25 protein-coding genes and 1 pseudogene are annotated in these 24,828 nt (G+C 68.9%); 7 read left to right on the forward strand and 19 right to left on the reverse strand.

All coding sequences use genetic code 11. From position 1 onward, the window contains the following. Positions 1 to 26 precede the first annotated feature (26 nt). Entirely contained in the window at positions 27 to 398 is a 372-nt protein-coding gene (locus VV867_RS00455) for a DUF4810 domain-containing protein (protein WP_109937292.1), read from the forward strand. Continuing rightward, positions 398 to 1,057: a DUF799 domain-containing protein gene (locus VV867_RS00460; protein ID WP_275628464.1), complete on the forward strand. Its 660-nt coding sequence runs from the start codon at positions 398 to 400 to the stop codon at positions 1,055 to 1,057. Before VV867_RS00455 ends, VV867_RS00460 begins: the two co-directional genes overlap by 1 nt. A gap of 259 nt (positions 1,058 to 1,316) precedes the next feature. Here VV867_RS00460 and VV867_RS00465 read toward each other — a convergent pair whose 3' ends face one another. From VV867_RS00465 to VV867_RS00475, 4 genes and pseudogenes are all read right to left on the reverse strand, one after another. Beyond that, positions 1,317 to 2,834 (reverse strand): hypothetical protein, encoded by a 1,518-nt coding sequence (locus tag VV867_RS00465; protein ID WP_328565349.1) that lies wholly within the window; start codon positions 2,832 to 2,834, stop codon positions 1,317 to 1,319. A 176-nt stretch (positions 2,835 to 3,010) separates the two neighbouring features. Beyond that, on the reverse strand, positions 3,011 to 3,883 hold the full coding sequence (locus tag VV867_RS31095; protein WP_442964994.1) for a methyl-accepting chemotaxis protein: 873 nt from the start codon (positions 3,881 to 3,883) through the stop codon (positions 3,011 to 3,013). 30 nt (positions 3,884 to 3,913) lie between these two features. Continuing rightward, a pseudogene (locus VV867_RS31100) lies at positions 3,914 to 4,930 on the reverse strand (methyl-accepting chemotaxis protein); the annotation flags it as partial. Positions 4,931 to 5,099: 169 nt separating this feature from the next. Next, the gene (locus VV867_RS00475; RefSeq protein ID WP_089390281.1) at positions 5,100 to 5,345 is read right to left on the reverse strand and encodes a DUF6868 family protein; all 246 of its coding nucleotides are present in this window, start codon (positions 5,343 to 5,345) and stop codon (positions 5,100 to 5,102) included. A gap of 251 nt (positions 5,346 to 5,596) precedes the next feature. Here VV867_RS00475 and VV867_RS00480 point away from each other — a divergent pair, with 251 nt between their 5' ends. After that, positions 5,597 to 6,898, forward strand: coding sequence for an MFS transporter (locus VV867_RS00480; protein WP_109936010.1), 1,302 nt, complete (start codon positions 5,597 to 5,599; stop codon positions 6,896 to 6,898). A 69-nt stretch (positions 6,899 to 6,967) separates the two neighbouring features. Here the strand turns inward: VV867_RS00480 and VV867_RS31105 are convergent, their stop codons facing one another. Continuing rightward, positions 6,968 to 7,633: a phage infection protein gene (locus VV867_RS31105; protein ID WP_109936009.1), complete on the reverse strand. Its 666-nt coding sequence runs from the start codon at positions 7,631 to 7,633 to the stop codon at positions 6,968 to 6,970. A gap of 485 nt (positions 7,634 to 8,118) precedes the next feature. On the opposite strand from VV867_RS31105, the gene VV867_RS00490 reads away from it, so the two are divergent. Then, entirely contained in the window at positions 8,119 to 10,191 is a 2,073-nt protein-coding gene (locus VV867_RS00490) for an AsmA family protein (RefSeq protein ID WP_328565351.1), read from the forward strand. 1 nt (position 10,192) lies between these two features. Here the strand turns inward: VV867_RS00490 and VV867_RS00495 are convergent, their stop codons facing one another. Continuing rightward, on the reverse strand, positions 10,193 to 10,648 hold the full coding sequence (locus VV867_RS00495) for a GyrI-like domain-containing protein (protein WP_328565352.1): 456 nt from the start codon (positions 10,646 to 10,648) through the stop codon (positions 10,193 to 10,195). Positions 10,649 to 10,760: 112 nt separating this feature from the next. On the opposite strand from VV867_RS00495, the gene VV867_RS00500 reads away from it, so the two are divergent. Next, on the forward strand, positions 10,761 to 11,015 hold the full coding sequence (locus VV867_RS00500; RefSeq protein WP_089390068.1) for a hypothetical protein: 255 nt from the start codon (positions 10,761 to 10,763) through the stop codon (positions 11,013 to 11,015). 16 nt (positions 11,016 to 11,031) lie between these two features. Here VV867_RS00500 and osmE read toward each other — a convergent pair whose 3' ends face one another. Both osmE and VV867_RS00510 read right to left on the reverse strand, forming a co-directional pair. Next, on the reverse strand, positions 11,032 to 11,382 hold the full coding sequence (osmE, locus tag VV867_RS00505) for an osmotically-inducible lipoprotein OsmE (RefSeq protein ID WP_275628469.1): 351 nt from the start codon (positions 11,380 to 11,382) through the stop codon (positions 11,032 to 11,034). Between the two features lie 481 nt (positions 11,383 to 11,863). Further along, positions 11,864 to 13,129 (reverse strand): Hsp70 family protein, encoded by a 1,266-nt coding sequence (locus VV867_RS00510; protein ID WP_328565353.1) that lies wholly within the window; start codon positions 13,127 to 13,129, stop codon positions 11,864 to 11,866. A gap of 216 nt (positions 13,130 to 13,345) precedes the next feature. Here VV867_RS00510 and VV867_RS00515 point away from each other — a divergent pair, with 216 nt between their 5' ends. Continuing rightward, positions 13,346 to 14,209 (forward strand): isocitrate lyase/PEP mutase family protein, encoded by an 864-nt coding sequence (locus VV867_RS00515; protein WP_009613347.1) that lies wholly within the window; start codon positions 13,346 to 13,348, stop codon positions 14,207 to 14,209. A 3-nt stretch (positions 14,210 to 14,212) separates the two neighbouring features. Here VV867_RS00515 and VV867_RS00520 read toward each other — a convergent pair whose 3' ends face one another. Then, a complete protein-coding gene (locus VV867_RS00520) occupies positions 14,213 to 14,866 on the reverse strand; it encodes a hypothetical protein (RefSeq protein WP_109934703.1) in 654 nt (217 codons plus the stop codon). Between the two features lie 112 nt (positions 14,867 to 14,978). Next, positions 14,979 to 15,650, reverse strand: a complete 672-nt coding sequence (locus VV867_RS00525; RefSeq protein WP_109934704.1) for a hypothetical protein — start codon at positions 15,648 to 15,650, stop codon at positions 14,979 to 14,981. Positions 15,651 to 15,817: 167 nt separating this feature from the next. On the opposite strand from VV867_RS00525, the gene VV867_RS00530 reads away from it, so the two are divergent. Further along, the gene (locus VV867_RS00530) at positions 15,818 to 16,084 is read left to right on the forward strand and encodes a DksA/TraR family C4-type zinc finger protein (protein ID WP_328565354.1); all 267 of its coding nucleotides are present in this window, start codon (positions 15,818 to 15,820) and stop codon (positions 16,082 to 16,084) included. A 6-nt stretch (positions 16,085 to 16,090) separates the two neighbouring features. Here the strand turns inward: VV867_RS00530 and VV867_RS00535 are convergent, their stop codons facing one another. From VV867_RS00535 to urtC, 9 genes are all read right to left on the reverse strand, one after another. Then, a complete protein-coding gene (locus tag VV867_RS00535) occupies positions 16,091 to 17,344 on the reverse strand; it encodes an ABC transporter substrate-binding protein (RefSeq protein WP_328565355.1) in 1,254 nt (417 codons plus the stop codon). A gap of 446 nt (positions 17,345 to 17,790) precedes the next feature. Further along, the gene (ureC, locus tag VV867_RS00540) at positions 17,791 to 19,491 is read right to left on the reverse strand and encodes an urease subunit alpha (protein WP_328565356.1); all 1,701 of its coding nucleotides are present in this window, start codon (positions 19,489 to 19,491) and stop codon (positions 17,791 to 17,793) included. Between the two features lie 206 nt (positions 19,492 to 19,697). After that, complete coding sequence (locus VV867_RS00545) at positions 19,698 to 20,003, reverse strand: urease subunit beta (RefSeq protein ID WP_328565357.1); 306 nt, start codon at positions 20,001 to 20,003, stop codon at positions 19,698 to 19,700. Continuing rightward, positions 20,000 to 20,506: a GNAT family N-acetyltransferase gene (locus tag VV867_RS00550; protein WP_328565358.1), complete on the reverse strand. Its 507-nt coding sequence runs from the start codon at positions 20,504 to 20,506 to the stop codon at positions 20,000 to 20,002. The genes VV867_RS00545 and VV867_RS00550 overlap by 4 nt, the downstream gene beginning before the upstream one ends. Before the next feature lie 50 nt (positions 20,507 to 20,556). Further along, positions 20,557 to 20,859, reverse strand: coding sequence for an urease subunit gamma (locus VV867_RS00555; RefSeq protein WP_043268703.1), 303 nt, complete (start codon positions 20,857 to 20,859; stop codon positions 20,557 to 20,559). 1 nt (position 20,860) lies between these two features. Next, positions 20,861 to 21,694: an urease accessory protein UreD gene (locus tag VV867_RS00560; RefSeq protein WP_109934710.1), complete on the reverse strand. Its 834-nt coding sequence runs from the start codon at positions 21,692 to 21,694 to the stop codon at positions 20,861 to 20,863. Between the two features lie 306 nt (positions 21,695 to 22,000). Then, a complete protein-coding gene (gene urtE / locus VV867_RS00565; protein WP_328565359.1) occupies positions 22,001 to 22,699 on the reverse strand; it encodes an urea ABC transporter ATP-binding subunit UrtE in 699 nt (232 codons plus the stop codon). 128 nt (positions 22,700 to 22,827) lie between these two features. Beyond that, a complete protein-coding gene (urtD, locus tag VV867_RS00570; protein WP_109934712.1) occupies positions 22,828 to 23,673 on the reverse strand; it encodes an urea ABC transporter ATP-binding protein UrtD in 846 nt (281 codons plus the stop codon). Then, positions 23,670 to 24,749: an urea ABC transporter permease subunit UrtC gene (urtC, locus tag VV867_RS00575; protein ID WP_328565360.1), complete on the reverse strand. Its 1,080-nt coding sequence runs from the start codon at positions 24,747 to 24,749 to the stop codon at positions 23,670 to 23,672. Before urtC ends, urtD begins: the two co-directional genes overlap by 4 nt. Between the last annotated feature and the right edge of the window lie 79 nt (positions 24,750 to 24,828).

Here is a 24,828-nt window from a genome sequence, read left to right on the forward strand (position 1 = left end):
AGACAGAACAGGGAGTGATGATGTTCATGGGTAGGACCTTTGTTTCCAGGGGCTGCCTCGCGGCCCTGACTTGTGCCGGCCTGGCGCTGCTTTCCGGGTGTTCCTCGCCGAAGACCCTGTACCAGTGGGAAAGCTACCAGTCGCAGGTGCACGACTATTTCACCAGCGATGCCAAGCAAGCGCAGGCCGAGGCGCTGGAGCGCGACCTGCAGAAGATCGCATCCACCGACGGCAAGGTGCCGCCGGGCTACCACGCGCAACTGGGCCTGCTGTATTCGAGCCTGGGCAAGGACGACCAGATGGTCCAGCAGTTCAACACCGAGAAGGCATTGTTCCCGGAATCCGCGGCCTATATGGATTTTCTGCTGAAGAACGCCCGGCAGGGAGGTAGCCAGTGATGTCGAACCCGTTCAAGGCCTTGCTGGCCCTGTTTGCCCTGGTGCTGCTGGCCGGCTGCGCGCCGCAGAAGACCGTCGACTATTCCGCGTACAAGCAGGCCCGGCCGCGCTCGATCCTGGTGCTGCCGCCGCTGAACGATTCGCCGGACGTGAAGGCGACCTACAGCATGCTCTCGCAGGTTACCTTCCCGCTCGCCGAGGCCGGCTACTACGTGCTGCCGGTGGCGCTGGTGGCCGAGACCTTCCGCCAGAACGGCCTGGGCACGCCGGCGGACATCCATGCGGTGTCGCCGGCGAAGCTGCAGGAGATCTTCGGCGCGGATGCGGCCCTGTACATCACCGTGACCCAGTACGGCACCAGCTACATGGTGCTGAGCAGCGCCACCGTGGTGACCGCCGGGGCCAAGCTGGTGGACCTGAAGACCGGCGCCACCCTGTGGACGGGCAGCGCCAGCGCCTCCAGCGAAGAGGGCAGCAGCAACAACAACGGCGGCCTGCTGGGCATGCTGATCACGGCGGCGGTCAAGCAGATCATCAGCAGCGCCCAGGAGGATGCGGGCTACCCCATCGCCGGCGTCACCAGCCAGCGCCTGCTCTCCGCCGGCAAGCCGGGTGCGCTGCTGTACGGCCCGCGTTCGCCGAAGTACGGCACCGACTGAGTGATTGCGGGCGTGGCGGCCGCCGCGCCCGCATGATCTGTCGGGGCCTCGCGGGGCCTGGAATTCAGGGCCTTGCGGCTTCGCTGCGGTGGGTAAGGACCGGTCCGGCGTCCCTGCCATGGCCGATCCGCTCTCAGCAAGAGCCTGCCCACTTTCGGCCGGGCGGGCCCGTTGGGCAATCAGACGTTTCCGAAGCGCTGCGAAATGGTTGCACGGCCTCTGCGGCAGCTCCGACTGAATGGCTTGCCGCCCATTCCTCTCATTGGCTCGCTTCGATCCCCAGGGCCAGCCGTCTCAAGCCGAAACAGGGCGCCTCCGCGCCGTTGCCCGTGCTTGCGCCGAGCAGGGCGAGGTAGCGGTCCGCCCCGTCCTCCACCCGCAACTTCTTGCCGCTGGCCAGCGGCAGGCTGGGGCAGAGGATGCGTTTCGCGCCGGCGTCGTCCAGCAGCAGGGCGTTGTGGGTGGCGCTTTCCTGCAGCTTGCCGAGCAGGGTGATGCGGCAGGCGCGGGGCTGTTTCGATAGCCAGGCGAGGCTCAGCGTGGCTTGTCCGTTACCCGCCGGGGCCACCTGTTCGACGCGGGCCAGGCGCCAGTCCGCCGTGGGCGCGGTGCGGATGCCGAGCAGGTCGCCGGCCGCGGGCCGGGAGGCCGCCTCGCCGCTCCATGTCGCGCAAACGCCCCGGGGACTCTTCGTCATCCCGCTCAGCAGGCCGGGCGGCGGCAGCTCGGGAGTGGTTGGCGTCGATGGGGTGAACTCGATGAGGTCCTCGTGGGGCACCATTTCGTCGAGATCGACCCGCGCGTTGCCATGGATCGCCCAGACGTCCTGGGGCATGGCCTGGCGGGCGAAATGGCGGGCATCCAGGGCGGCTTCTTCGCGGGGGGCGCCCAACTGCGCCAGGATGGCGGCGAAGCCGTGGCAGGCCTCCCAGGTGGGGCCGGGTGCCTCTTCGCTCCAGCAGCGCTGCAGGTGGGCCTTGAGGTCGAAGCCCTGGCCGGCGCCGCCGAAACCCTTGAAATGGCCTATCGCCTCGAGCGCTTCGTCCAGCCGCAGCGCCAGGCGGCCCTCGGGGTTGGCGGGGATGTCGAGGAACGGGCGATCCTGGTCGCTGGCGATGATCCAGCGGTCCGTGCCGCGGGCGCCCTCCAGGCGCGCCGCCGTGGCCAGGGCATCCAGGGATTCGATCAGCAGCCGCAGGCTTTCCCGCGGCATCTCCAGCGGGCCCGAGCCCGCCAGCAGCAGCGCCGCCAGGTAGCCGCGGGCGAGGCTCTGGCTTCGCGCGTCCGGGGCTTGTGGGTCGTCCACCTCGATGGCCTGCAGCGACAGCTGGCGGGCCCTGGCGTGCAGGCGGTGGAGCAGGCGCCAGAGGCCGGCGGGCGCCTGCTGGCCGTCGAGCAGGGCGTAGCAGTGGATTTCCTGGGCGCTGCGCAGCGCGCGTTGCAGCAGCAATGCGCGCACCTGCGGCTTGGCCCGCTCGGCCTGGGCCAGGCCACAGTAGCCCTGGATCAAGCGGCGGTGCAGGGCGGTGATCAGCTTCGCCGCCTTGTCCGCCCGGCGTTGCTCGCCGACGCCCTGGCGGTGCTGGAGCAAGCCGGCGAGGCCGCGGCCCAGTTCGAAGACTTCCGGCCGCGCACGCTCCAGCTGCTTGAGGCGCGCGGCTGCCGGAAGGGGCGCGGTACACAGGTCGACCAGGTGCTGGTAGAGGGCGCGGGTCCGGCCGGCCAGGGGCTGCCCGTTGAAGGGTGCGGGGTGTCGTTCGGCTGCGTTTTCGTCCATGCGAAGCTCTTGGAATGCGGTTCTCCGGATGCCTTGGGAGACTGCTCGCTTCGTCATGGGCTGGAGTTAGGACGAGTCCGAAAAGCGCCTGGGAAAGACTCCTTTGTGCTGTGCGTCACGGAACCGGCGGCCGAAGGCGCCACGAGCCCCGGGGCTCGTGGCTTCCCTGGCCAGCCTTACACGCGGAAGTGGCTGACCAGCGTCTGCAGTTGCCCGCCCAGGCGCGCCAGTTCCACGCTGGAGGCGGCGACTTCCTCGCTGGCGGCGGCGGTCTGCTCGGAGACGTCGCGCACGCTCACCACGCTGCGGCTGATTTCCTCGGCCACGGCGCTCTGCTGTTCGGCGGCGGTGGCGATCTGCTGGTTCATCGCCTGGATGTTGGACACGGTGCGGGTGATGCTGCCCAGGGATTCGCCGGCCTGGCGGCTCAGGGCCACGCTGCTGGCGGTCAGTTCGCGGCTGCCGAGCATGGCGCTGGAGACCTGGCGGGTGCCGCTCTGCAGGCCGGCGACCAGGGCCTCGATCTCCTCGGTGGACTGCTGGGTGCGCTGGGCCAGGGCGCGCACCTCGTCGGCCACCACGGCGAAGCCGCGGCCCGCCTCGCCGGCGCGGGCGGCCTCGATGGCGGCGTTGAGGGCCAGCAGGTTGGTCTGCTCGGCCACCGACTTGATCACGTCCATGACCTTGCCGATCTTCTCGCTTTCCTGTTCCAGGCGCTGCATGGCGTCGGCGGAGCGTTCCACTTCCCCGGCCAGGCGCTCGATCTGTTCCACGGCCTGGTTCACCACGCGGTCGCCGTCGTGGGCCTCGCGGTCGGCGGCGGAGGCGGCCTGGGAGGCCTGCTCGGCGTTGCGCGCCACTTCCTGCACGGTGGCGGACATTTCGTGCATGGCGGTGGCCACCTGGTCGGTTTCCACCTTCTGGCTGTTGGCGCCGGCGCTGGTCTGCTCGGTGACCGCCGAAAGCTCTTCGGCGGCGCTGGCGATCTGCGTCACGCCATCGCGGATGCCGCCGATCAGGTCGCGCAGGCTGTGGCTCATGCGCTGCATGCTCTGTTGCAGGCGGCCGAGCTCGTCGCGGCGCTCGACCTGGATGTCGCGGGACAGGTCGCCGGCGGCGATTCGGTCGACCACTTCCATGGTGGCGTGCAGCGGGCGGGTGATCTGCCGGGTGATGACCACCGCAGCCAGGCCGCCCAGCACCAGGGCCAGCAGGGTGAAGAGCACCTGCAGGTTGCGGGCGCGGGCGCTTTCGACGTCGCGGCGGTTCAGCTGCAGCTGGTAGAGGGCCTCGCTGAGTTTGACGATGTCCTGGCCCTGGGTGGTCATTTCCTTGCGCGCCTGGACGATGGCGGCCATGTTCGCCCGCAGGGCCTGCACGCCTTCGCGGTAGCCGCGCAGCGCGGTGCCCAGTTGCTGCACGCGGGCGGCCTGGTCGGGGCCGAGGGCGCTTTCCAGCGCCGGCAGGCTGGCGAGGCTTTCGTCCAGGTGGCGGGTGACGTCGTCGCCATCGCGGGCCAGGGCCGTGGCCAGGTAGTCGCGCACGTCGTAGCGGGCCTGCAGAAGGTCCTCGCGGGTGTGGCTGATGGCCTGGTAGCGGATGGAGCGCGCTTCGTCGGCGGGGGCCTTGAGCACGTCTTCCTGGAGCTGCGCGGTCAGCTCGCCGGCGCGGGCGGCGTCGGCCTCCAGGGCGCGGCGGGTGGCGTTGGCGTTCTGGTAGCCGCTGCGCATGGCGGCCAGGGATTTCTCGTAGTCGGCGATGACGCCGCCCAGTTGGTCGAGCATGCGCACGTTCTCGGGGCTGACGAAGTAGCCGCGCAGCTTCTGCCGGTGCGCCTTGAATTCGCCCAGGGCGCTCATGACGGCGCCGGCTTCCTGCTCGCCGCCGTCGGCGATCATGTATTGCAGGCGGGTGATGCGCAGCTTGGTGAGCCGGGAATTGAGCTCGGTGATGTCGCTCATCCAGTTGCTGCGGTCGATCAGCGAGCCCAGGCCGACCCAGCTGACCACGGCGAGGATGGCGGTAAACGCCAGGACCACGCCGAAGCCGAGGGCCAACTTGAGGTTCACGCTCAGGTTGGATATCCAGCTATGCATTGACGATCTCCAGGAAAGGTTCGGAAAAATCAGGCCATTCGGAGATTGTTCTTGTTGAGGCCATGGCGGGGCGGACCACGCCGGTGGCTTATCGGCAGGGCTTGGCGAAACCGTAGGAAGAAGCGAGAAAAATCTGACGCCAGAAACGAGGCGCCCTTCCGGGGGCCGTTCAGCCCCCGGTTATCCACAGCGCCAGCAGCGGCACCAGGTTGAACAGCAGGATGCCGATCTTGTAGACGGCCATGCCGCCGTAGTGCAGGACGTCGAAGGCTTCCCGGCCCAGGTCGAACCAGTGCCTGTGCAGGCGGTACAGGCCCTCGTGGGCCAGGCTGAAGGCGCCGAACCAGAGCAGCAGCACGGCGTAGTTGAGCAGTGTGCACCAGAGCAGGAATTCCTGCGGGTCCTTCACGTTCATGGCAACCTCCCGGCGTTTTTCCATTCGAGCGCCTCTGCGCCGGACGGTTCCGCGGCTGCCGGACGTCGCGGCCAATGGCGGCGGGCGATGCCGGCGTGGATAATGCGCGGCTTCTGCGCCGGGCTTTCCGGTGTGGCACCGGCCGGGTTTCGCGCGGTGGTGGTCGCACAGGTGCGCCCGCGGATGCCGGCCGCCATGAACGATCACCCCTCTTGTCCGCCGGGCGCCATGCCGCCCGGCGAGGTAGCCCCATGTTCAGCCCGCTCGTCACCTTCCCCGCGCTCTACACCGCCACCCTCCTGATGCTGGCCGGCTCCGGCCTGTTCACCACCTACATGGGCCTGCGCCTGACCTCCGAGGGCGCCGGCGACCTGTGGGTCGGCGGCCTGATGGCGGCCTACTACTTCGGCCTGGTCTGCGGCGGCAAGTTCGGCCACAAGCTGATCGCCGGCTTCGGCCACATCCGTTCCTACGTGGCCTGCGCCGGCCTGGCCACGGTGATCGTGCTGCTGCACGCGCTGGTGGACACCCTGGCGGTCTGGGTGGCGCTGCGCTTCGTGATGGGCGCGGTGATGATGAACCAGTACATGGTGATCGAGAGCTGGCTCAACGAGCAGGCCGAAGGCCACCAGCGCGGCAAGGTGTTCGCCGGCTACATGGTCGCGGTGGACCTCGGCCTGGTGCTGGGCCAGGGCCTGCTGGCGGCGAGCCCGGCGCTGGACTACAAGCCGTTGCTGCTGGTGGCCATCTGCTTCTCCGCCTGCCTGATCCCGCTGGCGCTGACGCGCCGGGTGCACCCGGCCAAGCTGGTGGCGGCGCCGCTGGAGATCGGCTTCTTCTGGAAGCGCGTGCCGCAGTCGCTGGGCACCATCTTCGTCGCCGGCCTGATGGTCGGCGCCTTCTACGGCCTGGCGCCGGTGTACGCCAACCGCAACGGGCTGGACACCTCGCAGTCGAGCCTGTTCGTCGGCATGTGCATCGTCGCCGGCTTCTGCGCCCAGTGGCCGCTGGGCTGGCTGTCGGACCGCGTCAACCGCAGCTGGCTGATCCGCGGCAACGCGCTGCTGCTGTGCGTGGCCGCCGCGCCGATGTGGGGGTTGATCCAGCTGCCCTACTGGGCGCTGCTGGCCAACGGCTTCGTCACCGGCATGTTGCTGTTCACCCTCTACCCGCTGGCGGTGGCCCTGGCCAACGACCACGTCGAGCAGCCGCGGCGCGTGGCGCTCTCGGCCATGCTGCTGACCACCTACGGGGTGGGCGCGTGCATCGGCCCGCTGTTCGCCGGCGCGCTGATGAGCCACTTCGGCCCGGGCATGTTCTACATGCTGGTGTCGGCCTATGCGCTGGTGCTGATCTTCTGGGTGCAGCCCCGGCGCGTCACCGGCATCCACCGCGTCGACGAGGCGCCGCTGCACCACGTGGCCATGCCCGACACCGTCAGCCCCATGGCCGCCACCCTCGACCCGCGGGTGGAAGAGGTGCCGGAAGAGCTGGTGGTGGAAGCCCCGCCGAGCATCGGCCGCTCCGACGGCTCGCCCGACCAGGCGAGCTGACCCGCAGAAATGAGAAAGCCCGGCGAGTGCCGGGCTTTTCTTTCACCTTGCGGTGTACTGCGCGTTGCTTCAGACCTGACGGAAGTGGGCGTTGAAGACGGTGTCGCCACCGGATTCGGCAACGCTCATGGCGCCGTGCAGACGGTCGATGGTGTGGCTGCTGCCGTTTTCGGCCACGCGGGCTTCCTCGCTACCCATCTGCTTGTGCAGGCGATCGATGGTGTTGGAGCTGCCGTTCTCGGCTACGCGAGCCTCTTCGCCCATCTGCTGGTGCAGGCGGTCGATGGTGCGGCTGCTGCCGTTCTCGGCGACGCGGGCTTCTTCACCCATCTGCTTGTGCAGGCGGTCGATGGTGTTGGAGCTGCCGTTCTCGGCTACGCGAGCCTCTTCACCCATCTGCTGGTGCAGGCGGTCGATGGTGCGGCTGCTGCCATTCTCGGCGACGCGGGCCTCTTCACCCATCTGCTGGTGCAGGCGATCGATGGTCTGGCTGCTGCCGTTCTCCGAAACGCGGACCTGCTCGCTCAGTTGCTTGTGCAGGCGTTCGATGGTCTGGCCGCTGCCGTTCTCGGCGACGCGGGCCTGCATTTGCTGGTGCAGACGGTCGACGCTGTGGGAAGAACCGCTCTCGGCCACTTGCGCCGGAGCCTGGGCGGAAACGCTGGCCGGGGCGGCGAAAGCGAGGTTGGCGGCGATCAGGGAAAGGGCGAAACCGAAGGTGAGGGTGCGTTTCATGATGTTTGGCTCCTGGAGGAAAGGGGTGTTGTTCTGGACACGGAGCCAGTATCCAATCTGGATTATCGATTTAAAAACGAAGCCGGGTAATGGTCGCTATCGATGTCGATGATGTTTGATTTAATCCTTTAGGAACAATAAGTTGATTTTGAATATTGACTTCTATCAATGGCCTCGATGGAGTGTATCGACGTGATTGTTCATATCTGTCGATTAGATAAATCTACCGGCACGAAAGGCCAGGGCTATCGTCGCAGGCGGCCCGGCGCCTCGCCGAGCCGCGTGCCAGAGCGGTTGCGCCTGTCCCGGGGCGGCACGAATGACGCCGGGGCTGGCTTCGCGCATCCTTGGGGGTGTCATCGTGGGGAGCCGTTCGATTTTCCGGCCCGGCGATTTTTCCGGCATTTCGCCGGGGCCTTGCGGTCCAACCCGATAGAAGAGCCTGCCTGGGCGCACCCAACCGACGCGGAGACAAGGAGTTCTGCATGACGCGCGGCGCGAAAATCTGCCTGTTCAGCCTTGCCGGCCTGCTCACCCTGCTGGTGGCGGCGCTGGCGTTCATCGCCACCTTCGACTGGAACCGCGTGCGGCCATTGATCAACGACAAGGTCTCCGCCGCCATCGGCCGCCCCTTCGCCATCAACGGCGAGCTGCAGGTGCTCTGGCAGCGCGAGCCGGAGGAGGGCGGCTGGCGCGCCTGGGTGCCCTGGCCGCACTTCGCCGCCAGCGACATCACCCTGGGCAACCCCGACTGGGCGGTGGGCAAGACCCGCGCGGCCGAGTTCGCCAGCCTCAAGCACGTGGAGTTCCGCCTCTCGCCGCTGCCGCTGCTGTGGCACCAGGTGGTGATCCCGCAGGTACGCCTGACGCAGCCCAGCGCCGACCTGCTGCGCCTGGCCGACGGCCGCGCCAACTGGGCCTTCACCCTGCCGGCCAAGGAGGAGGGCGAGGCCGAGCAGCCCACGCCCTGGTCGCTGGCCATCGGCGAGATCGGCTTCGACAAGGGCCGCGTGGGCTTCGACGACCAGACACTGAAGACGCGCCTGGAAGTGCTGGTGGACAGCCTCGGCAAGCCGGTGCCCTTCGCCCAGCTGGCCGGCAAGGCGCTGGGCGGCGAGCAGGCGGCGGCCACCCAGGACTACGTGTTCGGCTGGAAGGTGCGCGGCACCTACAAGGGCCTGGCGCTGGCCGGCGAGGGCAAGGTCGGCGGCGTGCTGGCCCTGGAGGACGCCAGCCGGCCCTTCCCGCTGCAGGCGGAGGTGAAGGTGGGCGACACCCGCGCGGCGGTGGTCGGCACCCTCACCGACCCGCTGCACCTGGGGGCCCTGGACCTGCGCCTGAAGCTGGCCGGCAACAGCATGGCCAACCTCTACCCGCTGACCGGCGTGACTCTCCCCGATACCCCGGCCTACACCACCGACGGCCGCCTGCGCGCGCAACTGCACGACCCCGCCGGGGCGCGCTTCGAATACCAGAACTTCAACGGCAAGGTCGGCGAAAGCGACCTGCACGGCAGCCTGACCTTCGTCAACGGCCAGCCGCGGCCGAAACTCAGCGGCAAGCTGACCTCCGAGCAACTGCGCATGGTCGACCTGGGCCCGCTGATCGGCGCCGACACCAACGCGCAGAAGCAGGCGCGCGGCCAGAGCACCCGCCAGCCGGCGGACAAGGTGCTGCCGGTGGAGGCATTCCGCACCGAGCGCTGGCGCGCCATGGACGCCGACGTGGCGTTCGCCGGCAAGCGCATCGTCCACAGCGACAAGCTGCCCATCAGCGACCTGCAGACCCACCTGCGCCTGGAGGACGGCCTGCTGCGCCTGGACCCGCTGCGCTTCGGCGTGGCCGGCGGCAGCCTGACCGCGCAGATCCGCCTGGACGGCGGCAAGACGCCGCTGCAGAGCCGGGTGCAGCTGCAGGCCCGCGGCTTCAAGCTCAAGCAGCTGTTCCCCAGCTTCGCGCCGATGCAGACCAGCTTCGGCGAACTCAACGGCGACGCCGCGCTGAGCGGCACCGGCAACTCGGTGGCGGCCATCCTCGGCGGCGCCGACGGCGAGATCAAGCTGCTGGTCAACGACGGGCGGATCAGCAAGGGGCTGATGGAGATCGCCGGGCTCAACGTCGGCAACTACCTGGTGGCCAAGCTGTTCGGCGACGACGATGTGAAGATCAACTGCGCGGCGGCCGACGTCGGCATCGCCAAGGGCCTGGCCCAGCCGCGGATCTTCGCCTTCGATACGGAGAACGCCATCATCAATGTCGAGGGCACCAGCAACTTCGCCACCGAGCAGCTGGACCTGGACATCATCCCCCACAGCAAGGGCGTGCGGCTGTTCTCGCTGCGCTCGCCGCTCTACGTGCAGGGCACCTTCAAGAACCCGAAGGCCGGGGTGCACGCCGGCCCGCTGATCGCCCGCGGCGCCGGCATGGTGGCCCTGGGCGTGGCGGTGGGGCCGGCGGCCGGGCTGCTGGCGCTGATAGCGCCGAGCAAGAACGACGACAACCAGTGCGCCGCCCTGCTGGCGCAGATGAAGCAGCCAGCCCGGGCACCGAAGCGCTGAGTCAGTAGACCGGGATGTACAGGTCGGTTTCCGAGGCGGCGTCGTCCGGCCCGTGGAAGCGCTCGGTGTAGCGCTCGAAGGCCGGCGCCTGGCGCGGCTCCAGCCCGCGCTGGGGCAGCAGTTCGGCATGGATGCGCTGGAAGCTGTCGGCGATGCCTTCCACCGGCCCGACGTGGGTGAACACCGCGTACTTCTGCGCCGGCACCTCGAACTTCACCATGCCCTCGGGCACCGCGGCGCCCTGGGCCACCGGCAGCCCGGCGATGTAGTGGAAGACGCCGCCGGCGGCCTGGGCGCAGATGCCATAGGCGCTGCGGTCGTCGGCCCGCGCGGCGACTTCGCCCTCGCGCGGCAGGAAGCGCTGCCAGAGCTGGCCGATGCCGCCCTCCTGGCCGTCGCCGCGGTATTCCAGGCCCACCACGCTGAAGGCGGGCAGTTCGACGATGTGGTGTTTCATGAGGTCCTCTCCTGTTTTCCTGCTCGCATGATAGACGGCATCGATATCGCCTGAATATTTTCCGCGGCACCTGGTCCATTGCTCTGTTCCCCTCCCGCAGAAGGAGATTGCCATGCCGCGCAACGGTACGCAGGGCCACTCGGCACGCCACGAGAAACAGCGGGCGCACGTTCAGGCGCATTACGGGAAGCTGGGCCTCAGCCCGGAGGAGGTGGACGCCCTGGCCAGGCTCGCCCGGCGCAGCAAGCCGGCCACCGCCAAGCTGCTGGGCATGACGCGCAAGGAACTGCTGGCGCGCGCGGCCCGCGCCGGTGTGCGCGGGCGCTGGCGGATGACCAAGGCGGAACTGGTGGCGGCGCTCAGCTAAACGCCGCCGGGGGGCCTCAGGGGTGCGCGTCGCGGTCGTGGCGGTCGCGCTCGGAGCAGCTCAGGAAGCCGCTCCCGTCGACCCTGCCCTGGTCGTCGAAGGTCACGTAGTAGGGCTGCTCGCGGCCTTCCCGGTTGAGGATGTAGCTGTTGCAGCTACCGGCCTTGTACGCCCGCGCCTGGGTGCTGGAAGGCGGGCCGCCGACACGCAGCACCTCGTCCCTGCTCATGCCGTCGTGCACGTCGCGCACCAGCGGCTCGTCGCGGTAGGTCACCAGGTTGACCGGGTTCTGCACCCGGGTGGATTCATGGGAACAGCCCGCGAGCAGGGCCAGGGCGGTGGCGGTCAGCAGGGCTTGCCGGTACATGGGGCCTCCTTGTCGGATCGGACCTGTGGGTGGTCCAGTTTCGAGTCGGGGCCTGGGGCGGGAGTTCGAAAAATTGGTGGGGGTGGAGGCGCGGGCTTGTGTGGTGGTTTGCGAAGGGGGCTCCCGGATGCACTGGCGTTGAACCGACCTCCGTACCCTCTCCCCAGCCCTCTCCCTGAAGGGAGAGGGGGCTTGTCCGTGCCGGCTGAAAGCAAGGTCTCAGCCGGACGCCACTATATCCAGCTGACTCCAGAGTATCCAAGCACTCCGAACGGTCCCCTCTCCCTTCAGGGAGAGGGTTAGGGAGAGGGAGCGGAGTTGATCCTGCGCGCCTGTGCCACCTGTGAGCACCCTTCGCGAGCAAGCTCGCTCCTACGAAAAGCAGCAGCCGACTGCCCCCGGCCGATGGCTAAACGGCGGATAACCGCGAACGGTTATCCGCCCTACGGTTGAGGGCGTGCGTAGAAGAAACCCTGGCGCCTCAGCCGTAGCGCTTCTTCGCCTCGATGGCCAGGCCGCTGCCGATGCCGCCGAAACGGTCGCCGTCGACGTGGCGGGCGTTGGGCAGCATGGCCGCCACGCTCTGGCGCAGGGCTGGCACGCCGCTGGAGCCGCCGGTGAAGAACACGGTGTCGACCCGCGCCGGGTCGAGGTCGGCGTCGCCCAGCAGGCGGGTGATGCCGGCGCGTACGCGTTCCAGCTGCGGCTCGATGGCGCCCTCGAACAGCTCGCGGGTCAGCTCGGCCACCAGGCCCGGCTCGATGCGCGCCAGGTCGATGTCGCGGCGCTGGCTGTCGCTCAGCTCGATCTTGCTGGCCTCCACCTGCATCGCCAGCCAGTGCCCGGCGCGCTGCTCGATGAGGCGGAACAGGCGGTCGATGCCGGTGCCGTCGACGATGTCGTAGCGCATGTTCTTCAGCGCCAGCTGCGACTTCTGCGCGTACACCGCGTTGATGGTGTGCCAGGTGGCCAGGTTCAGGTGGTAGCTGGTGGGCATCAGCGCGTCGGACTTCATCCGGCTGCCGTAGCCGAACAGCGGCATCACGCCCTGCAGGCTGAGCTGCTTGTCGAAGTCGGTGCCGCCGATGTGCACGCCGCCGGTGGCCAGGATGTCGGCCTGGCGCTCGGCCTGCTCGCGGCGCTCCGGGGCCAGGCGCACCAGGGAGAAGTCCGAGGTGCCGCCGCCGATGTCGACGATCAGCACCAGCTCCTCGCGCGCGATGCCGCGCTCGTAGTCGAAGGCCGCGGCCAGGGGCTCGTACTGGAAGGAAATGTCCTTGAAGCCGAGCTTGCGCGCCACTGCCACCAGGGTGTCCTGGGCCTCGCGGTCGGCCTCGGCGTCGTCGTCGACGAAGAACACCGGGCGGCCCAGCACCACGGCCTCGAACTCGCGGCCGGCGACGGCCTCGGCGCGCCGCTTCAGCTCGCCGATGAACAGCCCGAGCAGGTCCTTGAACGGCAGGGCGCTGCCCAGCACCGTGGTCTCGCTCTTGAGCAGGGGCGAGCCGAGCAGGCTCTTCAGCGAGCGCATCAGGCGCCCCTCGTAGCCTTCCAGGTATTCGGCCAGGGCCAGGCGGCCGTAGACCGGGCGGCGCTCCTCGGTGTTGAAGAAGACCACCGAGGGCAGGGTGATCTTGCCGTCTTCCAGTGCGATCAGCGGTTCCGTCCCCGGGCGCCACCAGCCGACGGTGGAGTTGGAGGTGCCGAAGTCGATGCCCAGGGCGCGGGCGTCAGTGGAGTGCAGCATGGCGGAAAGGTCCGGCGAAAAAACGGCCGCGCAGTTTACGCGAGTGCGCATGGCGCTGCTCGACTATCGGCTCATGTGCCGCTGGACGGTGAAGGCGATAGAGTGCTTGGGAAGGCTTTGTAGTTTTGCTACATTTGCCATCCTGTAGTTTTGCTACATGAGTTCGCTGATTCCGCAGAGCCCCTTCCCACCTCCAGGTCGCAGTTGGATCCCACCATGCACAGAGCCTCCCACCACGAGCTACGCCAGAGTTTCCGGGCGTTGCTGAACTCTTCCTCCTGCTACCACACGGCATCGGTGTTCGACCCGATGTCGGCGCGCATCGCCGGTGACCTCGGCTTCGAGGTCGGCATCCTGGGTGGTTCTGTAGCTTCGCTACAAGTGCTCGCGGCGCCCGACTTCGCCCTCATCACCCTCAGCGAGTTCGTCGAGCAGGCCACCCGCATCGGCCGCGTCGCGCGCCTGCCGGTGATCGCCGACGCCGACCACGGCTACGGCAACGCGCTGAACGTGATGCGCACCATCGTCGAGCTGGAGCGCGCCGGCGTCGCCGCGCTGACCATCGAGGACACCCTGCTGCCGGCGCAGTTCGGCCGCAAGTCCACCGACCTGATCCCGGTGGAGGAGGGCGTGGGCAAGATCCGCGCGGCGCTGGAGGCGCGGGTGGACCAGGAGATGGCGATCATCGCCCGGACCAACGCCGAGGTGATCGAGGTGGACGACGTGATCCGCCGCACCCTGGCCTACCAGGCCGCCGGCGCCGACGGCATCTGCATGGTCGGCATCCGCGACTTCGAGCACCTGGAGGCCATCGCCCGCCACCTGAGCGTGCCGCTGATGCTGGTGTCCTACGGCAACCCGAAGCTGCACGACGACAAGCGCCTGGCCAAGCTCGGCGTGCGCATCGTGGTGGACGGCCATGCCGCCTACTTCGCCGCCATCAAGGCCACCTACGACTGCCTGCGCGAGCAGCGCGGCGTGGACGCCTCCGACCTGACCGCCTCGGAGCTGGCGAAGAAGTACACCCTGCCGGAGGAGTACCAGATCTTCGCCAGGGAATACATGGAAGTGAAGGAATAGGGCCTAGCCTTCCCGGCCCTCTTCGAGCTTGTGCAGCAGGTACTCGACCTGGGCGTTGAACGGGTAGAGCAGGGTGCCGGCCGGCCGCTCGGTCAGCTGCAGGTAGCGCCAGCGGGCGCGCATGGCCTCGCCCTCGGGGGTGTCCGGCAGGCTGGTGAACTGGGCCCCGATGGCTTCGCGCAGGTCGGCGACCTGCTCGTCCAGGCTCCCGTCGTCCGCCCCCAGCAGCTTGTGGTTGGCGCGCTTGGCCTTGAGCAGCGCCAGGCGCTGCAGGTTGTCCGCCAGGCTCGCTTCGCCCGGCGGCGGAAGCTGCACGCGGAACTCCTGTAGCAGCGCCGAGACCTCCAGGGCCTGGGCGAGGGCCTCGCGCAGCGCCGGGCCGCTCTGTTCGTAGCCGCTTTCCACGCGTTCCACCGTTTCGCCGTAGAGCGACCAGATGTCCTGGAGCGTCTCGCCGTTGCGCTGTTCGGCGACCTGGGCGTGGAAGGTCTCGTCGAGCCGTTGCAGGCGCTTGAGGAAACGTTCGTCGCCAGTGGCGCTGTAGAGCAGCAGGTAGCGCTGCGCGGCCTGCAGGGTGGCGTCGAGGTCGTCGGCCCGGGCCACGCCGGGCAGGGTGACGAGCAGGCTCAGCAGCAGGGAAAGGACGAGGCGGTGCATGGGGCGGCTCCTGGCGATGGGGCCGCCATTCTTGGGTGGCCCATCCGGTGCCGCCTATCGGACGATTCCGAGTCTGCGGTAGACCGACTCCGGCCGGGACGGCCGGCCCCGGTCAGGCGCCGGCCAGCTTGCCGAGCATGGCCTCGATCTGCGCGTTGAAGGGGTAGAGCAGTTGCTGGCCATTGCGCTGGCTGACCTGCAGGTAGCGCCAGCGCTTGTCCAGTTCGTCGTGCAGGGCGGGGTTGCTTTGCGCCAGGGCGTCGATGCGCTGCTGGATGCGTTCGTCCAGGGCCTTGACGTTCGCCGCCTCGGCCTCGGCGCGCGGGCCGTCGACCTTCTGCAGGTTGGCCAGGCGGGCGGTGAGCAGGGCGCGGCTGCGCAGGTCGTCGGCCAGGCCCGGTGCGGCCAGCGGGTGGGCCTGCAGGTAGGCGTCCAGGGGCTCGGCCAGCTTCAGGCTGCGGGCCATCTCGCCATTCTGGTCGAGCTTGCGGGCGGCGTGCTCGGCCAGCATCTGTTGCCGGCCCTGCTCGTAGCTGGCCCAGAGCGCGCGCAGCGCCGCGGCGTCCTGGCGCTGCCCGAGGGCGGCCTGCAGGTGCTTGCCGGTGGCGTCCAGGCGTTCGAGGAAGCGTTCGTCGGCGGTGGCGCTGTAGAGCAGCAGGTAGCGGTTGGCGTCGACCAGGTCGGCTTCGACGCTGGTGGCCCCGGAGGCCTGGGCCTGGGCGCCGAGCAGGGCGCAGAGCGCCAGCGGCAGGCAGTGGCGGAGACGGGACGGGAGGATTCGCATCGGGGAACATCCATGACGGGAAAGCGCGCTATTGTTCTCGTTGCGCGGCGCCCGGGGAAGGGGCTTTTCAGCGCACCCCGCCACCTTTTCGCGCAGCCGTTGCCCTTGCAATCGGCCGCCGGGGCGTCCATATCTGCAATCTGTACAAAGTTTGATCGGAGGTTGCCATGGCCAGTGGTTGGGCGAACGACGGCGCCGTGCAGGAACAGATCGACAGCACCATCGAGGACGCCGTCGCCCGGGCGCGCAGCCAGTTGCCCCGCGGCGAGAGCCTGACGCATTGCGAGGAGTGCGATGCGCCCATCCCCGAGGCGCGGCGCCAGGCCGTGCCCGGCGTGCGCCTGTGCGTGAACTGCCAGGCCGCCCACGACCAGGAGCAGGCGGCCTTCGCCGGCTACAACCGGCGCGGCAGCAAGGACAGCCAGCTGCGCTGAGGGGCCTCACTGCAGCAGCGGGGGCTTGCCGGCGGCGCGCCTTTCTTCCCGCCATTCCTCCAGGCTCGGCGCGGCCAGGTCGCCGTCGAGCTGGTGGATGATCTCGAAGTAGTCCTGCTTCAGCGGGTCCTTCAGCACCTCGCTGCGCGGCTTCACCTTCACCGCATAGATGCGCTGCACGTTCTGGTGGTCGAACGCGCGCCAGTACTGCTCGCCCTTGAGCAGGGCGTAGCGGTGGCCTTCCAGCGCCCTGATCAGCGCCTCGCTGTCCAGGCTGTTGGCGCGCCTGGCGGCGTCCGCCCACTGGTAGACGATGCCGTAGGCCGAGGCGGCGGAGCTGGACGGGTACTTCTGGTAGCGCTTCACGTAGTCGCTGACGAAGGCCTTGCCGCGGGCGCTGTTCTCCAGTTCCGGTACGCGCCAGGTCCAGGGCTCGGTGCCGACCACGCCCTCCATCACGCTCGGCCCGGCCTGCTCTATCACGTTCAGGGTGAGGTTGGGCGCGACTACCTGCATGCGTCTGGTCAGGCCGAGGTCGTGGGCCACCTGCATGGCCCGCACCAGGTCGCGGCCGAACAGCACCAGGACCAGCACCTGGACGTCGCTGGCGGTCGCCTGGGCCAGGCTGTCGCGGTAGTGCGCAAGGCCGACGGCGGGGAAGGGAATGCGCCGCCCGGGGTGCTGGGCGCCGTCCTGGGTGCCGGTGGCCTGGCGTAGCGAGGCTTCTGTGGTGTGGCCCCAGGTGTAGTCGGAGGTGACGTAGAAGTAGCGGCTGCCCGGGTGCTTCTGCGCCAGGTACTGGCCCAGCACCCGCGCGCTCATCCAGGCGCTGATGCCCTCGCGGAACATGTAGCGGTGGCCGTCCTTGCCGGTGGTGTCGTTGGAGTAGGTGACGGCGCCGAAGTACAGCAGCCCGCGCTCGGCGGCGCGCTTGCCGGCGGCGATGGCCACGGCGCTGGAGGCGCCGCCGAAGAGCATGGCGGCGCCCTCGTCGGCCAGCTTGTCGACGTTGGCCACGGCCTTCTTCGAGCGCGAGGCGCTGTCGTGGCTGGACAGCCGCAGCGAGCGGCCGAGCACGCCGCCGTTGGCGTTGATCTCGTCGATGGCCAGCAGGGCGCCGCGCATCTGGTCGCGCCCTTCGTTCTGGTAGCTGCCGGTGCGGGGGTAGTTGAGGCCCAGGGTGATGGGCGCGGGGGCGGCGGCCTGGGCGCAGGCGCAGAAGCCCAATGCCAGGGCCAGGGCGGCGGTCAGTCGTTTCATCGGGAGTCCTTGTTGTTCTAGCGGGCACAGAGGCCCTGCCAGCGTAGGGGGTGGACTCCCGGGGGAAATGCGAAGCGCGTCCGCTGGGGGCGGTCTTCTGAATTTTCCCGGGGGATTTCAGCGACCTGTAGGCGCGCGCCTAGCATGCCGGAGTGCTCTTCGTCGGATGGGTTGAGCGAAACCCATGTTGCCGTGGCGATGGGTATCGCTTCGCTCAACCCATCCTACGACGGCGTTTCTCCCACAGGGGATGGCGCGGTGGGGCTGTGTAGGAGCGGACTCCGTCCGCGATTGGATTTACCGATCACGCCGGACGTCCCGGTGGCATGGCCGACGGCGGATAACCGCGAACGGTTATTCGCCCTACGGTTGGGCACATTGTAGGAGCACGCCCTGCGTGCGAATCGTGCGCAGGGCCCCGGGGATACCTGCAGCCAGGCCGCGTTTCAGAACAGGAAATAACGCTGCGCCATGGGCAGCACCTCGGCCGGTTCGCACCACAGCAGCTGGCCGTCGGCGCGCACCTGGTAGTTCTGCGGGTCGACCTCGATGTGCGGCAGGTAGGCGTTGTGGATCAGGTCGGTCTTGCGCAGCGTGCGGCAGCCCTGCACCACGCCGATGGCCTTGTGCAGGCCCAGGCGCGCGTGCAGGCCGGCCTCCCAGGCGGCCTGGCTGAGGAAGGTCAGGCTGGTGGCGTGGTGGCTGCCGCCAAAGCTTGCGAACATCGGCCGGTAGTGCACCGGCTGCGGGGTGGGGATGGAGGCGTTGGCGTCGCCCATCAGGCTCGCCGCGATGGCGCCGCCCTTGAGGATCAGGCTCGGCTTCACGCCGAAGAAGGCCGGGCGCCAGAGCACCAGGTCGGCCAGCTTGCCCACCTCGATGCTGCCCACCTCGTGGCTGACGCCATGGGTGATCGCCGGGTTGATCGTGTATTTGGCGATGTAGCGCCTGGCGCGGAAGTTGTCGTTGCGCGCGCCGTCGCCGGGCAGGGCGCCGCGCTGCTTCTTCATCTTGTCGGCGGTCTGCCAGGTGCGCGTGATGACCTCGCCGACGCGGCCCATGGCCTGGCTGTCGGAGCTGATCATGCTGAAGGCGCCCAGGTCGTGGAGGATGTCCTCGGCGGCGATGGTCTCGCGGCGGATGCGCGACTCGGCGAAGGCCACGTCCTCGGCGATGCTCGGGTCCAGGTGGTGGCAGACCATGAGCATGTCCAGGTGCTCGTCGATGGTGTTGCGGGTGAAGGGCCGCGTCGGGTTGGTGGAGCTGGGCAGCACGTTGGCGAAGCCGCAGGCGCGGATGATGTCCGGCGCGTGGCCGCCGCCGGCGCCCTCGGTGTGGTAGGTGTGGATGGTGCGGCCGGCGAAGGCGGCCAGGGTGGTTTCGACGAAGCCGGATTCGTTGAGGGTGTCGGTGTGGATGGCCACCTGCACGTCGTAGCGGTCGGCCACGCCCAGGCAGTTGTCGATCGCCGCCGGGGTGGTGCCCCAGTCCTCGTGCAGCTTCAGGCCGATGGCCCCGGCGCGCACCTGTTCCTCCAGCGGCAGCGGCAGGCTGGCGTTGCCCTTGCCGGTGAAGCCGATGTTCATCGGGAAGGCGTCGGCGGCCTGGAGCATGCGCGCCAGGTGCCAGGGCCCGGAGGTGCAGGTGGTGGCGTTGGTGCCGGTGGCCGGCCCGGTGCCGCCGCCGATCATGGTGGTCACCCCGCTCATCAGCGCCTCTTCGATCTGCTGCGGGCAGATGAAGTGGATGTGCGTGTCGATGCCGCCGGCGGTGAGGATCATGCCCTCGCCGGCGATCACCTCGGTGCTGGCGCCGAGGGCGATGCTGACGCCGGGCTGGATGTCCGGGTTGCCGGCCTTGCCGATGGCTTTGACGCGCCCGTCCTTCAAGCCCACGTCGGCCTTGACGATGCCCCAGTGGTCGAGGATCAGCGCGTTGGTGATGACGGTGTCGACCACCTCGGCGGCCGGCAGTTGGCCCTGGCCCATGCCGTCGCGGATGACCTTGCCGCCGCCGAACTTCACCTCCTCGCCGTAGACGGTGAAGTCCTGCTCCACCTCGATCCACAGCTCGGTGTCGGCCAGGCGCACGCGGTCGCCGACGGTGGGGCCGAACATGTCGGCGTAGGCTTGTCTGCTGATCTTCATTGCGGCTCCTTGGCGGCCAGGGGCATTCGGTACTTTTCCTGAGCCTTCGACACGGGACTCAACCACGCGCCCTCTCCCTAACCCTCTCCCTGAAGGGAGAGGGGACCGTGCGGTGCAGGATGAAACCTTGGCGTCAGCCGGCACGGACAGCTCCCTCTCCCTTCAGGGAGAGGGCGGGGGAGAGGGTTCTCTTGTTTGCATCAATCTCAAAGCGCGCCCATCACTCGCCCAGCGAAGCCGTAAACCTTTCTCTCGCCAGCCAGCTCCACCAACTCCACCTCGCGGCTCTGCCCCGGTTCGAAGCGCACCGCGGTGCCGGCCGGGATGTTCAGGCGCATGCCGCGGGCCGCTTCGCGGTCGAAGCGCAGGGCGTCGTTGGTCTCGTAGAAGTGGTAGTGCGAGCCGACCTGGATCGGCCGGTCGCCGCTGTTGGCCACCGTCAGGCTGAGCGTGCGGCGGCCGGCGTTGAGTTCGATCTCGCCGGGCTGGACGTCGTATTCGCCAGGGATCATGGGGCGCTCCTAGGGTCGAGGATCAGTTGCATGAAGGTCAGGTCGAGCCAGCGGCCGAACTTCTGGCCCACCTGCGGCATCTGCCCGGTGACGGCGAAGCCCAGGCGTTCGTGCAGGCGGATGGAGGCGGCGTTGCCGCTCTCGATGGCCGCCACCATCACGTGCAGGCCCTGGGCCCGGGCGCGGTCGATCAGCGCCTGCATCAGCTGCGGGCCCACGCCCTTGCCGCGCTGGTCGGCGCGCACGTAGACCGAGTGCTCGACGGTTTCGCGGAAGCCGTCGAAGGCGCGCCAGGGGCCGTAGCTGGCGTAGCCGACCATTTCGCCGGCGTCCTCGGCCACCAGCACCGGGAAGCCCTGCTGGGCGCGCAGTTCCAGCCAGGCGCGGCGGTTGTCGAGGTCGATGGCGACCTCGTTCCAGATCGCGGTGGTGTTGAGCACGGCGTCGTTGTAGATGTCGCGCAGGGCTTCGAGGTCGGCGGGCTGGGCATCGCGGATGTGCATGGGGGTTCCTTGGGCAGGTTCAGTCGAAGGTCGCCGGTCTGTGCCGGCTGTCAGGCGATGGGCTGGTGCACGGTGACCAGCTTGGTGCCGTCGGGGAAGGTGGCCTCCACCTGGATTTCCGGGATCATCTCCGGCACCCCTTCCATCACCTGCTCGCGGCTGAGCAGGGTGGTGCCGTAGTGCATCAGCTCGGCCACGGTGCGGCCGTCGCGGGCGCCTTCGAGCAGGGCGGCGGAGATCAGCGCGATGGCTTCCGGGTGGTTCAGCTTCAGGCCGCGGGCCAGGCGCCGCTCGGCCACCAGGCCGGCGGTGAAGATCAGCAGCTTGTCTTTCTCGCGGGGCGTCAAGTCCATCTCAGGTGCTCCAGATTCTCGGGGGAACGGCCTCGCGGCCGAGCAGCGCGGGCCGCAGCCGGCGCCAGAGTTCGATGAGCCAGGCGCGGGCGTGCAGCGCCTCGGCGGCCAGGCAGCGGGCGACCAGCAGGCCGGGCAGCTGGGTGAGGTTGCCGCGCCCGCTGCAGGGTAGCGCGCGGCAGGCTTCCAGCAGCTCGGCGTCGATCTGCCCGCTGGCGATCAGGGTGGCCATCACCGGCTGCCCGGCCAGGCCGATGGGCGAGTCCAGCAGGCGGTCGCCGCCGTCGATGCGCTGGCGTTCGTGCCACAGGCGCTGGCCGTCGCGGCGGATGTCCAGCTGCGCGGCGAAGCGGCCCTGGTCGAAGCGCTCGCCGGCGGCGGGGCGGCCGAGGGCGACCAGGTCCCAGTAGAACAGGCGGGCGTCGCCGAGCAACTCGATGTCGCTGCGCAGCTCGGCCCGGGCGCCGGAGAACACGATGGTTTCCTGGGGCAGCCATTCCAGGGTGGCGCCGGGCTCGACGCGGATGCGCAGGCGCTGGCTGGCCGGCGTGGCGGCGCGGTACCACTTGGCCGCGCCGGGGCTGGTGAGCTGCGCCCAGGCGCCGGGGCCGGCGTGGATGTCCAGGGCCAGGGTATCGCCCCCGGCGATGCCGCCGGGCGGGTGCACCACGATGTGCTGGCAGACCTGCGGGCCCTCGGCGTAGAGGTGCTTCTGCACCCGCAACGGCCCCAGGTGGCGCCGCTTCACCGGCCGCGTGCCGTCGCCGACGCGGGCGTAGGCCAGCTCCAGCTCGGCGTGCCAGGCGGGGTGGAAGAGGGCGGCAGGTGCGTTCATGGGGCTCGGGTTCGGCTGCGGTTGCCCTGGATAGAGCAATTGGCGTGCCTTCTGCGCCAGGATAGTGCGTGGGCGTGGAAAGCCTGGCCCGCGACGGGGGACGGGGTTGTCCGGGTGGTCAGGTATGGGCGCGATTGCGGTGCATCGGCGAGTGCCGTGCGCCATCATGGAGCGTAGGGCGTATAACCGTTCGCGGTTATCCGCCGATGGCCCGGGCGCGGAAGGTCGATGGCGGATAACGCCGTAGGCGTTATGCGCCCTACGGTGCCGGCGAGCATCGATGTGTCCGTTGGCACGGACGGCCCCTCAGATGGCGACCAGGCCGCGCACCCCTTCGCCTTCCATGTCCGCGCCACGGCCCTGCTGGACGATCTCGCCGCGGGCCATCACCAGGTACTGGTCGGCCAGTTCGGCGGCGAAGTCGTAGAACTGCTCCACCAGCAGGATGGCCATGTCGCCGCGCTCGGCGAGCTTGCGGATCACCGCGCCGATCTCCTTGATCACCGAGGGCTGGATGCCTTCGGTGGGCTCGTCGAGGATCAGCAGACGCGGGCGGCTGGCCAGGGCGCGGCCGATGGCCAGTTGTTGCTGCTGGCCGCCGGAGAGGTCGCCGCCGCGGCGCTGCTTCATCTCGCGCAGCACCGGGAACAGCTCGTAGATGAACTCGGGAACCGCCTTGGCCTCTTTCGCGCCGAAGCGCGAAAGCCCCATCAGCAGGTTCTCCTCCACGCTCAGCCGCGGGAAGATCTCGCGCCCCTGGGGCACGTAGGCGATGCCGGCATGCACCCGCTGGTGCGGCTTGAAAGCCGTGATGGCCTTGCCCTCCCAGTTGACGCTGCCTTCGCGCGCCGGCACCAGCCCCATCAGGCAGCGCAGCAGGGTGGTCTTGCCCACGCCATTGCGCCCGAGCAGACAGGTGACTTCACCGATCTTCGCGTCGAACGACAGGCCACGGAGGATGTGGCTGCCGCCGTAGTATTGGTGCAGCTGTTGGACTTGGAGCACGGTTGGATTCCTCGATTGCTGCAGCTTCAAGCCCCAAGCTTCAAGCCACAAGAAAGAGCGGTCAGCCTCGTTTTGCAGCTTGCAGCTTGCAGCTTGCAGCTTGCAGCTTGCAGCTTGCAGCTGGCGCGTCAGCGCCCCAGATAGACTTCGATCACCTGTTCGTTGGCCTGCACTTCTTCCAGCGAACCCTCGGCCAGCACGTGGCCCTGGTGCAGCACGCTGACGTGGTCGGCGATGCTGCCGACGAAGCCCATGTCGTGCTCCACCACCATCAGCGAGTGCTGGCCGGCGAGGGACCTGAAGAGTTCGGCGGTGAACTCGGTCTCGGCGTCGGTCATGCCCGCCACCGGTTCGTCGAGCAGCAGCAGTTGCGGTTCCTGCACCAGCAGCATGCCGATCTCCAGGAACTGCTTCTGGCCGTGGGACAGCAGCCCCGCCGGGCGCCGCCGCGACTCGCCGAGGCGGATGGTGGCCAGCACTTCCTCGATGCGGTCCTTCTGCTCGCCGGACAGCTTCGCCCGCAGGCTGGCCCACACCGACTTGTCGGCCTTCTGCGCCAGCTCCAGGTTCTCGAACACCGAGAGCGCCTCGAACACCGTGGGCTTCTGGAACTTGCGGCCGATGCCGGCCTGGGCGATCTCCACCTCGCTCATGCGCTGCAGGTCGTAGGTTTCGCCGAAGTAGGCCTTTCCACTGTCGGGGCGGGTCTTGCCGGTGATCACGTCCATCAGCGTGGTCTTGCCCGCGCCGTTGGGGCCGATGATGCAGCGCAGCTCGCCGACGCCGATGTACAGGGTCAGGTCGCGCAGGGCGCGGAAGCCGTCGAAGCTGACGTTGATGTCTTCCAGGGTGAGGATGGTGCCGTGGCGCACGTCCAGGCCTTCGCGCGCGCTGGCGCCCAGGCCGACGGCGTCGCGGCTGGTGCCGCTGGGGTCGAAGGCCGGTTCCAGCATCAGGTGGGGCACGGCTCTCATTGCGCTTTCTCCCGCTTGATCAGGCCCAGGATACCCCGGGGCAGGTACAGGGTGACGACGATGAACAGGGCGCCGAGGAAGAACAGCCAGTACTCCGGGAAGGCCACGGTGAACCAGCTCTTGGCGCCGTTCACCACGCCGGCGCCGAGCAGCGGGCCGATGAGCGTGCCGCGCCCGCCCAGGGCCACCCACACCGCGGCCTCGATGGAGTTGGTCGGCGACATCTCGCTGGGGTTGATGATGCCCACCAGCGGCACGAACAGGGCGCCGGCCAGGCCGCAGATCACCGCGCTCAGCGTCCAGACGAACAGCTTGTAGCCGCGCGGGTCGTAGCCGCAGAACATCAGGCGGTTCTCGGCGTCGCGCAGCGCGGTGAGCACCCGGCCGAACTTGCTCCGCGCCAGGGCGAAGCCCAGCGCCAGGCTCGCCGCCAGCAGCAGGACGATGGCCAGGAACAGCGCGGCGCGGGTGCCCGGCGCGGTGATCGGGAAGCCGAGGATGCTGCGGAAGTTGGTGAAGCCGTTGTTGCCGCCGAAGCCGGTCTCGTTGCGGAAGAACAGCAGCATGCCGGCGAAGGTCAGGGCCTGGGTCATGATCGAGAAGTACACGCCCTTGATCCGCGAGCGGAAGGCGAAGAAGCCGAATACGAAGGCCAGCAGCCCCGGCGCCAGCACCACCAGGCACAGGGCCCAGAGGAAGTGCTGGGTGCCGGCCCAGTACCAGGGCAGCTCGCTCCAGGAGAGGAAGGTCATGAACGCCGGCAGACCGTCGCCTGCGGCTTCGCGCATCAGGTACATGCCCATGGCGTAGCCGCCCAGGGCGAAGAACAGGCCGTGGCCCAGGGACAACAGCCCGGCGTAGCCCCAGACCAGGTCCAGGGCCAGGGCGACTATGGCGTAGCAGAGAATCTTGCCGGTCAGCGTCAGGCCGTAGGCCGACAGGTGCAGGGCATTGTCCTCGGGCAGCAGGTGCAGCAGCGGCAGGATCAGCAGCGCGATGAGCGCGGCGCCGACGATGCCGGCGGTGACTCGCGGGCCGGCCTTCTGCGCGGCCGTCACGGTGAGTGGCTGGTTCATGGACGAGCCTCCACGGCTTCCTGTAGGAGCGAGCTTGCTCGCGAACGGATTCGCTGCGGGGGCTGTTCGCGAGCAAGCT

It is taken from the genome of Pseudomonas sp. JH-2, assembly GCF_036231725.1.
GTDB classification, from domain to species: domain Bacteria; phylum Pseudomonadota; class Gammaproteobacteria; order Pseudomonadales; family Pseudomonadaceae; genus Pseudomonas; species Pseudomonas delhiensis.

Bases quoted from the DNA above. Each gene is read 5' to 3' on its own strand.
- osmE (WP_275628469.1), bottom strand. From the start codon at position 11,382: ATGTACCGGCAAGCCCTGCTGACCGCCACCGCCCTGGCCCTGCTCGCG.
- VV867_RS00560 (WP_109934710.1), bottom strand. From the start codon at position 21,694: ATGAACGCACCTGCCGCCCTCTTCCACCCCGCCTGGCACGCCGAGCTG.
- VV867_RS00460 (WP_275628464.1), top strand. From the start codon at position 398: ATGTCGAACCCGTTCAAGGCCTTGCTGGCCCTGTTTGCCCTGGTGCTG.
- VV867_RS00520 (WP_109934703.1), bottom strand. From the start codon at position 14,866: ATGCACCGCCTCGTCCTTTCCCTGCTGCTGAGCCTGCTCGTCACCCTG.
- VV867_RS00545 (WP_328565357.1), bottom strand. From the start codon at position 20,003: ATGATCCCTGGCGAATACGACGTCCAGCCCGGCGAGATCGAACTCAAC.
- VV867_RS00530 (WP_328565354.1), top strand. From the start codon at position 15,818: ATGGCCAGTGGTTGGGCGAACGACGGCGCCGTGCAGGAACAGATCGAC.
- VV867_RS00500 (WP_089390068.1), top strand. From the start codon at position 10,761: ATGCCGCGCAACGGTACGCAGGGCCACTCGGCACGCCACGAGAAACAG.
- VV867_RS31105 (WP_109936009.1), bottom strand. From the start codon at position 7,633: ATGAAACGCACCCTCACCTTCGGTTTCGCCCTTTCCCTGATCGCCGCC.
- urtC (WP_328565360.1), bottom strand. From the start codon at position 24,749: ATGAACCAGCCACTCACCGTGACGGCCGCGCAGAAGGCCGGCCCGCGA.
- urtD (WP_109934712.1), bottom strand. From the start codon at position 23,673: ATGAGAGCCGTGCCCCACCTGATGCTGGAACCGGCCTTCGACCCCAGC.
- VV867_RS00465 (WP_328565349.1), bottom strand. From the start codon at position 2,834: ATGGACGAAAACGCAGCCGAACGACACCCCGCACCCTTCAACGGGCAG.
- VV867_RS00475 (WP_089390281.1), bottom strand. From the start codon at position 5,345: ATGAACGTGAAGGACCCGCAGGAATTCCTGCTCTGGTGCACACTGCTC.
- VV867_RS00515 (WP_009613347.1), top strand. From the start codon at position 13,346: ATGCACAGAGCCTCCCACCACGAGCTACGCCAGAGTTTCCGGGCGTTG.
- VV867_RS00510 (WP_328565353.1), bottom strand. From the start codon at position 13,129: ATGCTGCACTCCACTGACGCCCGCGCCCTGGGCATCGACTTCGGCACC.
- VV867_RS00555 (WP_043268703.1), bottom strand. From the start codon at position 20,859: ATGGACTTGACGCCCCGCGAGAAAGACAAGCTGCTGATCTTCACCGCC.
- VV867_RS00490 (WP_328565351.1), top strand. From the start codon at position 8,119: ATGACGCGCGGCGCGAAAATCTGCCTGTTCAGCCTTGCCGGCCTGCTC.
- VV867_RS00525 (WP_109934704.1), bottom strand. From the start codon at position 15,650: ATGCGAATCCTCCCGTCCCGTCTCCGCCACTGCCTGCCGCTGGCGCTC.
- VV867_RS00550 (WP_328565358.1), bottom strand. From the start codon at position 20,506: ATGCACATCCGCGATGCCCAGCCCGCCGACCTCGAAGCCCTGCGCGAC.
- VV867_RS00480 (WP_109936010.1), top strand. From the start codon at position 5,597: ATGTTCAGCCCGCTCGTCACCTTCCCCGCGCTCTACACCGCCACCCTC.
- VV867_RS00455 (WP_109937292.1), top strand. From the start codon at position 27: ATGGGTAGGACCTTTGTTTCCAGGGGCTGCCTCGCGGCCCTGACTTGT.
- VV867_RS00535 (WP_328565355.1), bottom strand. From the start codon at position 17,344: ATGAAACGACTGACCGCCGCCCTGGCCCTGGCATTGGGCTTCTGCGCC.
- ureC (WP_328565356.1), bottom strand. From the start codon at position 19,491: ATGAAGATCAGCAGACAAGCCTACGCCGACATGTTCGGCCCCACCGTC.
- VV867_RS00495 (WP_328565352.1), bottom strand. From the start codon at position 10,648: ATGAAACACCACATCGTCGAACTGCCCGCCTTCAGCGTGGTGGGCCTG.
- VV867_RS31095 (WP_442964994.1), bottom strand. From the start codon at position 3,883: ATGCAGCGCATGAGCCACAGCCTGCGCGACCTGATCGGCGGCATCCGC.